Genomic DNA, 6,091 nt, shown 5'->3' with positions numbered 1-6,091 from the left:
CCTCGTATTCGGCGGTGATCTCGAAGACGCCACTGCCGGCGACATCCATCTGATAGAGCGCCTGCACGGCGGCAAGACGGGCAGCGCCGCGCTTGTTGGCGTGGCGCACCGCGGGCTGGCCGGGCGAAGCGGGTTCGCTCACGATCGCGCTCCCAGTTGTTCCTTGAGGGCAATCATGGTCAGGGCCGCACGCGCGGCAAAGCCGCCCTTGTCGCCTTCCGAGCGTTTGGCGCGAGTCCAGGCCTGGGCGTCATTCTCGGTGGTGAGGATGCCATTGCCGATGCAGACCGAGTCCTGCACGCTCAAATCCATGAGCGCGCGGCTGGATTCATTGGCGACAATGTCGAAATGATAGGTGTCGCCGCGGACGACGGTGCCGAGCGCGACAAAGCCGTCATAATGTGTGCCGCCTCCCGTCGCGCCGTCCAGTGCAAAGGAGATCACTGCGGGGATCTCGAGCGAACCTGGAACGGTGACGACATCGTAAGTCGCGCCCGCTTCATCGAGCGCGCTTGTCGCGCCGTCGAGCAGCGCGTCGGCAAGGTCGTCGTGAAAGCGCGCTTCGACAATGAGCAGATGCGCCTTCGCCTTCGGACGAATGAAGGCTTTGCCGTGTTGGGATGTGCCAGCCATAAAAGTCTCCGGGGAGTTGCCGGTGACTTAGGCCGAAGCCGGGTTCATCGCAAGCGGAAGATTGTCCACGACGCCGACGGTCGGCAGAACTTGTTGGGTTTCCAGTATTCAGGAGCCTGTAACGTGACGGTAGCGACGCACCGTATCGCGCAGACGATCGTTCACCGATCGTGGATTGATCAAGGCTTCAACGAAGACTCTGCTGTCGTTGACAGACAGATCGAGCTGCGAGTGCCCTTCGGTGTTCACATCGGCCCGCTCCTCACGCATCAACTTGTCTTCCTGCGTGGAATTCACCCTGTCCTTGGTCATCACAGCCCCTCTTTCGTCGCCTCCACCAGCCGCGCCGCGTAGCGGGCCATGGTGTCGATCTCGAGATTGACGCGGTCGCCGACTTTGCGCTCACCCCAGGTGGTCACGGTCAGCGAATGGTGGATCAAAAGCACGTCGAAGCGCGTGCCTTCGAGCTTGTTGACGGTGAGCGAGGTGCCGTCGAGCGCGACCGAGCCTTTTGGCGCAATGAACTTCGCCAGGTCGCGCGGCGCCTCCAGCGTGAAGCGCACGGCGTCGCCCTCATCCTTGCGCTCGACGATCTCGGCCATGCCGTCGACATGGCCCGAAACGATGTGGCCGCCGAGTTCGTCGCCGATCTTCAGCGCCCGCTCCAGATTGACCTTGGTGCCGGATTTCCAGCCCGAGGCCGTGGTCAGCCGCAAGGCTTCCTCCCATGCTTCAACCTCGAACCAGCGCGCATTCGAGCCGCTGTCGGGCAAGGCCGTAACCGTCAGGCAGACGCCGCCGCAGGAGATTGAGGCACCGATGGCAATGGTCCGCGGGTCATAGGCTGTGTCGATGCGCAAACCCACCCCTTGCCTGAGCGGTTTGACGGAAGCGACAGTGCCGACATCGGTGACAATTCCGGTGAACATCGGTGTTGATCCCTAAAAATCTCTTATCCACTCGGCGTAACTGTCTTCGCCAAAGCGCATCTCGCGCAGCTTGCGAAAACCTGCCGGGATATGGTCAGCGTCAACAGGCGATGCAATGCCGTCATCGCCGATCGCTTCCGGTCCCTGGAACAGCACGATGCGGTCGACCAGTTCGTCGGCCAGGAAAGCGCTCGCCACCTTGGCGCCGCCCTCGACCAGCACGCTGGCCATGCCGAGCGCGGCCAGATCCTCGAGCAGTTCCGGCAGCGCGACGCCGCCTTCATGGGTCTCGGTGCCGATGAAGCGGACGCCGGCGCGTTCGAGTGCTGCGCGCCGCAGCGGATCGGCCTCCAGGCAGGCGGCGATATAGAGCGGCACCCGGTCGACGCCCGAAACCAGCTTCGAGGCCTCCGGCAACCGGATCTGGCGGTCGAGCACGATGCGGGCAGGCGAACGGTTCTCCAGCCCCGGCAAACGCACCGTCAGGGCCGGATCGTCCTCAAGGGCCGTGCCGATACCAACCAGTATGCCATCCGCCTCGGCGCGCATCAGATACACTTCGCGGCGCGCGATATCTCCGGTGATCGACACCTGCCCACCGCCTTCCCTGCCGATCTTGCCGTCGCTGGAAAGCGCAAGCTTGAGAATCACTTCCGGGCGTTTTCTCAACGAACGAATCAAATAGCCGGCCATCTGCTCGGAGGCTTGCTCGGCCAACACCTTCTCGACCACCTCGACACCGGCGGCACGCAGGATCGCGTAGCCCTTGCCGGACACGCGCGAATCGGGATCGCTGGCCGCACCGACGACGCGCGCGACACCGGCATTGACCAGCGCATTGGCGCAAGGCGGCGTGCGGCCGTGATGGGCGCAAGGCTCCAGCGTGACGTAAGCGGTGGCGCCGCGCGCGAGCTCGCCGGCCTCGGCCAGGGCCTCGGTCTCGGCATGCGGGCGGCCGCCGACAGCGGTGACGCCGGTGCCGACGATCATCGGACCGTTGCCGTCATCGCGTACGATCAGCGTGCCGACGGACGGGTTGGTCGCGGTGCGCCCCGAATTTTTTCGCGACAGTCTGAGTGCCGCCGCCATGAAGCGGCGATCAAGGGCGGCCTGTTCGCTTGCAGTCATGCTCAGCTGGCTTCCTCTTCACCCTTGATTTCGTCGCCCTTGAGCTCGCCCAGCAATTCATGGAAATCCTTGGCCTCGCGAAAATTGCGGTAGACCGAGGCAAAGCGGACATAGGCGACATCGTCGAGCGACTTCAGCGCTTCCATGACCAGCCGGCCGACTTCTCCCGAAGCAACCTCCGTCTCGCCGGAACTTTCGAGCTGGCGCACGATGCCGGTCACCGCGCGGTCGATGCGCTCGGGATCGACATTGCGCTTGCGCACGGCGATCTCCACCGAACGCAGCAGCTTGTCGCGGTCGAAGGGCACTTTGCGGCCCGATTTCTTGACCACGACGAGGTCGCGCAACTGCACGCGCTCGAAGGTGGTGAAGCGACCGCCGCAATCGGGGCAGACACGCCGCCTGCGGATCGCCGCGCCATCCTCTGCGGGGCGCGAATCCTTCACCTGCGTATCTTCTGACTGGCAATAGGGACAGCGCATGGAGAAGCCTTTGGTTGGCGAATCTGGTGAAGCGAAAGGCTTAGAGGTTTTTGCAGCGATGGCAAAGTGTCGCCAACAGCCCCACGCCCTTCAGAGATAGCGAGGCGCAAGCAGGATTGCCAGCCTCGCCAGGCAGCCGCACCGCGTACCGATGTCTTCAGGGAGCTACGTCGGCGGTCGGGAATCCGCACGATGCACCGAGGCTGCGATAGGCCTTGGTGAAGCCGTCCATGGATATGCTTCCAACAGGCGCGTCGCCAAAGGAGACATCAAGCACCGATGCCCGGCGCATGGCGCGCAAGAGCGCCAGGCTGATCTTGGCCTGATTGTCCACGGTCCAGCTGAGCCGGCCGTTGACGGCGCCATCGGAATGGAGTTTGGCGGCGACACGGCCCTTGTCGTCGCCGATGGTGGCGGCAATCGACTTGCCGGCCGGCAGACCCTTGTTGTCGACGGCGATGGTTATGGAGGGGTAGGCATCCGGCGGCAGTGCATCGCCGTTCGTGATGACGAGCGTCAAGGTACCGGGCACGCCGCCCGCGCCGATAAAGGCGGTCGAGGCAGCGCAGGTCTTGCGCAGATCCTCACCGGTGTCGACCTCGTCGACCAGGGTCGACCATCTGCCGAACGTTTCGAGCTTGGGTGCCACCTGGGCGGGCGCCGCCGGCTCGGCCTGAGGTGCGGGTTGCGCAGGCGCTGGTTGAGCAGAGGCGGTTTTCGCCAAGGCGGCGGGGAAAGGCACGGCGATCAAAGCGGCCAGAGCGCCAACGGCACCAAGGTCGGCGAAACGAAATGGTCGCATCATCAAGGCTCCTGCCGGTCGCCCCGGCCTGCTGAAACGACGCTTGTCGTTGCAGCAGGCGGTAAGCCTTCCTATCGCGTCAGCCGAGATAGGGATAGAGCGGGAAGCGATCGGTCAGCGCCACGACCTTGGCCTTGACCGCAGCTTCGACAGCGGCATTGCCCTCGTCGGAATTCGCAACCTTGAGACCGTCCAGCACTTCGGCGATCAGCTTGCCGATCTCGCGGAATTCGGCCTGGCCGAAGCCGCGCGTGGTGCCGGCCGGGGTGCCGAGACGCACGCCCGAGGTGACGAAAGGCTTTTCCGGGTCGAACGGAATGCCGTTCTTGTTGCAGGTGATGTTGGCGCGGCCGAGCGCCGCCTCGGCGCGCTTGCCGGTGGCGTTCTTGGGCCTGAGGTCCACCAGCATGAGATGGTTGTCGGTGCCGCCGGAGACGATGTCGAGACCAGTCTCCTTGAGGCTGGAGGCCAGCGCCTTGGCGTTGGCGGCAACGCTCTCGGCATAGACCTTGAAACTCGGCTTCAGCGCTTCGCCGAAAGCGACAGCCTTGGCAGCGATGACATGCATCAGCGGACCGCCCTGCAGGCCGGGGAACACCGCCGAATTCATCTTCTTGGCGATGTCCTCGTCATTGCACAGGATCATGCCGCCGCGCGGGCCGCGCAGCGACTTGTGCGTCGTGGTGGTCACGACATGGGCGTGCGGCAGCGGCGACGGATGCACGCCGCCGGCGACCAGGCCGGCGATGTGCGCCATGTCGACCATCAGATAAGCGCCGACCGCGTCGGCGATCTCGCGAAACCGCTTCCAGTCCCAGACGCGCGAATAGGCGGTGCCGCCGGCCAGGATCAGCTTCGGCTTGGTCTCATGCGCGGTCTTCTCGATGGCATCCATGTCGAGCAGATGGTCGTCCTGGCGCACGCCATAGGAGACGACCTTGAACCATTTGCCGCTCATGTTGACCGGCGAACCGTGGGTCAGATGGCCGCCGGAATTGAGGTCGAGGCCCATGAACGTGTCGCCCGGCTGCAAAAGCGCCAGGAACACCGCCTGGTTCATCTGGCTGCCGGAATTCGGCTGGACGTTGGCGAAGTTGCAGCCGAACAGCTTCTTGGCGCGCTCGATGGCCAGTTCCTCGGCCACGTCGACGAACTGGCAGCCGCCATAATAGCGCTTGCCGGGATAGCCCTCGGCATATTTGTTGGTCATGATCGAGCCCTGCGCTTCAAGCACGGCGCGGGAAACAATGTTTTCCGAGGCGATCAGTTCGATCTCGTGGCGCTGGCGGCCGAGTTCGTTGCGGATGGCCCCGAAAATCTCCGGATCGGCGTCGGCCAGCGTGGTTTCGAAGAAGGATTCGAACTTGTTCGACACTGCCGCTGCTGTTGCCATGGCCTGAAATCCTCAAGGTTCGGGGGCAATTTTAATTTATGCAAGCCGTTGTCCCAAAACCGCTGCACAATTTTGGGCGACTTGCATTTGCCGCGCCATTAACACAGTTGTTTTCGCCCCGCCACGTTTGCCACGCGAAATTTGCTGGCCGGATTGCGCCAGCCAGGCCCGCGGGTCGCTATTTCCTCGCCTTGCGACCTTTCAGCAGTGCCTCGGTAAGCGTGATTTCGGCAAACAGCGCCTGCGACGTATGGTCGTTGATCTCGCCGCTGCGAAACATGGCGCGCACGGCCTCGCGCTCGGCTTCGATGCCGGCAGATCTCAATTCGAGTTCCAGCCTTCCGGCTTCGCGCGCCTCAGCGCGGGCCTCATCGGCTTCGTCCGAGGCGGCGATGCGGCGCCGGTAGCCGGCGACAATGTTATCAGCAGCGGCAAGCCTGGCGCCGGGCACCTCGCCCCCCTCATCATCAGCGGCTCCGGCAATGCTCTCGATGCGCGCGATCGCCGCCTTGGCGGCGCCCACGCGCGCCAGGCGCTCCTCGGCGGCGCCGGCATCCTCACCGGGCTCGACCAGCCCCCTGGCGATCGTCGGCAGAGCGAGGCTGGCGATGACCAGCGAGCAGATAATGACGCCGGCGGCCAGGAAAATGACCAGGTCGCGCGCCGGAAACGGCGAGCCGTCCGGCATGGCGAGCGGCAGTGACAGGATGCCGGCCAGCGTAAT

At 64.3% G+C, this 6,091-nt stretch carries 7 protein-coding genes and 2 pseudogenes; all 9 read right to left on the bottom strand.

The features are described from left to right. Positions 1 to 142: pseudogene (locus EN964_RS21280) on the bottom strand (N utilization substance protein B); the annotation flags it as partial. Continuing rightward, the gene (gene ribH / locus EN964_RS21275; RefSeq protein ID WP_127270987.1) at positions 139 to 633 is read right to left on the bottom strand and encodes a 6,7-dimethyl-8-ribityllumazine synthase; all 495 of its coding nucleotides are present in this window, start codon (positions 631 to 633) and stop codon (positions 139 to 141) included. The pseudogene EN964_RS21280 and the gene ribH, both read right to left, overlap by 4 nt. Before the next feature lie 108 nt (positions 634 to 741). Then, positions 742 to 945, bottom strand: a complete 204-nt coding sequence (locus EN964_RS21270) for a DUF1778 domain-containing protein (protein ID WP_127270989.1) — start codon at positions 943 to 945, stop codon at positions 742 to 744. After that, positions 945 to 1,562 carry a riboflavin synthase gene (locus EN964_RS21265; protein WP_127270991.1) on the bottom strand — a complete coding sequence of 206 codons (618 nt, stop codon included), beginning with the start codon at positions 1,560 to 1,562 and terminating at the stop codon, positions 945 to 947. The genes EN964_RS21270 and EN964_RS21265 overlap by 1 nt, the downstream gene beginning before the upstream one ends. A 12-nt stretch (positions 1,563 to 1,574) precedes the next feature. Next, positions 1,575 to 2,690: a bifunctional diaminohydroxyphosphoribosylaminopyrimidine deaminase/5-amino-6-(5-phosphoribosylamino)uracil reductase RibD gene (gene ribD / locus EN964_RS21260; protein ID WP_127272670.1), complete on the bottom strand. Its 1,116-nt coding sequence runs from the start codon at positions 2,688 to 2,690 to the stop codon at positions 1,575 to 1,577. 2 nt (positions 2,691 to 2,692) lie between these two features. After that, positions 2,693 to 3,172, bottom strand: a complete 480-nt coding sequence (gene nrdR / locus EN964_RS21255) for a transcriptional regulator NrdR (RefSeq protein ID WP_023810227.1) — start codon at positions 3,170 to 3,172, stop codon at positions 2,693 to 2,695. Between the two features lie 157 nt (positions 3,173 to 3,329). Continuing rightward, positions 3,330 to 3,977, bottom strand: a complete 648-nt coding sequence (locus tag EN964_RS21250) for a hypothetical protein (RefSeq protein ID WP_127271308.1) — start codon at positions 3,975 to 3,977, stop codon at positions 3,330 to 3,332. Between the two features lie 76 nt (positions 3,978 to 4,053). Continuing rightward, the gene (gene glyA / locus EN964_RS21245; RefSeq protein WP_013532252.1) at positions 4,054 to 5,367 is read right to left on the bottom strand and encodes a serine hydroxymethyltransferase; all 1,314 of its coding nucleotides are present in this window, start codon (positions 5,365 to 5,367) and stop codon (positions 4,054 to 4,056) included. Between the two features lie 178 nt (positions 5,368 to 5,545). Next, positions 5,546 to 6,091, bottom strand: a pseudogene (locus EN964_RS21240) (Na+/H+ antiporter); the annotation flags it as partial.

Source organism: Mesorhizobium sp. M7A.F.Ca.CA.001.10.2.1, from assembly GCF_003998575.1.
GTDB lineage: Bacteria > Pseudomonadota > Alphaproteobacteria > Rhizobiales > Rhizobiaceae > Mesorhizobium.
This window is presented reverse-complemented; position numbering and strand designations above follow the sequence as displayed.

What these genes read in the sequence shown, in the direction of transcription:
- ribH (WP_127270987.1), bottom strand. Translation starts at nt 633, where the DNA reads ATGGCTGGCACATCCCAACACGGCAAAGCCTTCATTCGTCCGAAGGCG.
- EN964_RS21270 (WP_127270989.1), bottom strand. Translation starts at nt 945, where the DNA reads ATGACCAAGGACAGGGTGAATTCCACGCAGGAAGACAAGTTGATGCGT.
- EN964_RS21265 (WP_127270991.1), bottom strand. Translation starts at nt 1,562, where the DNA reads ATGTTCACCGGAATTGTCACCGATGTCGGCACTGTCGCTTCCGTCAAA.
- ribD (WP_127272670.1), bottom strand. Translation starts at nt 2,690, where the DNA reads ATGACTGCAAGCGAACAGGCCGCCCTTGATCGCCGCTTCATGGCGGCG.
- nrdR (WP_023810227.1), bottom strand. Translation starts at nt 3,172, where the DNA reads ATGCGCTGTCCCTATTGCCAGTCAGAAGATACGCAGGTGAAGGATTCG.
- EN964_RS21250 (WP_127271308.1), bottom strand. Translation starts at nt 3,977, where the DNA reads ATGATGCGACCATTTCGTTTCGCCGACCTTGGTGCCGTTGGCGCTCTG.
- glyA (WP_013532252.1), bottom strand. Translation starts at nt 5,367, where the DNA reads ATGGCAACAGCAGCGGCAGTGTCGAACAAGTTCGAATCCTTCTTCGAA.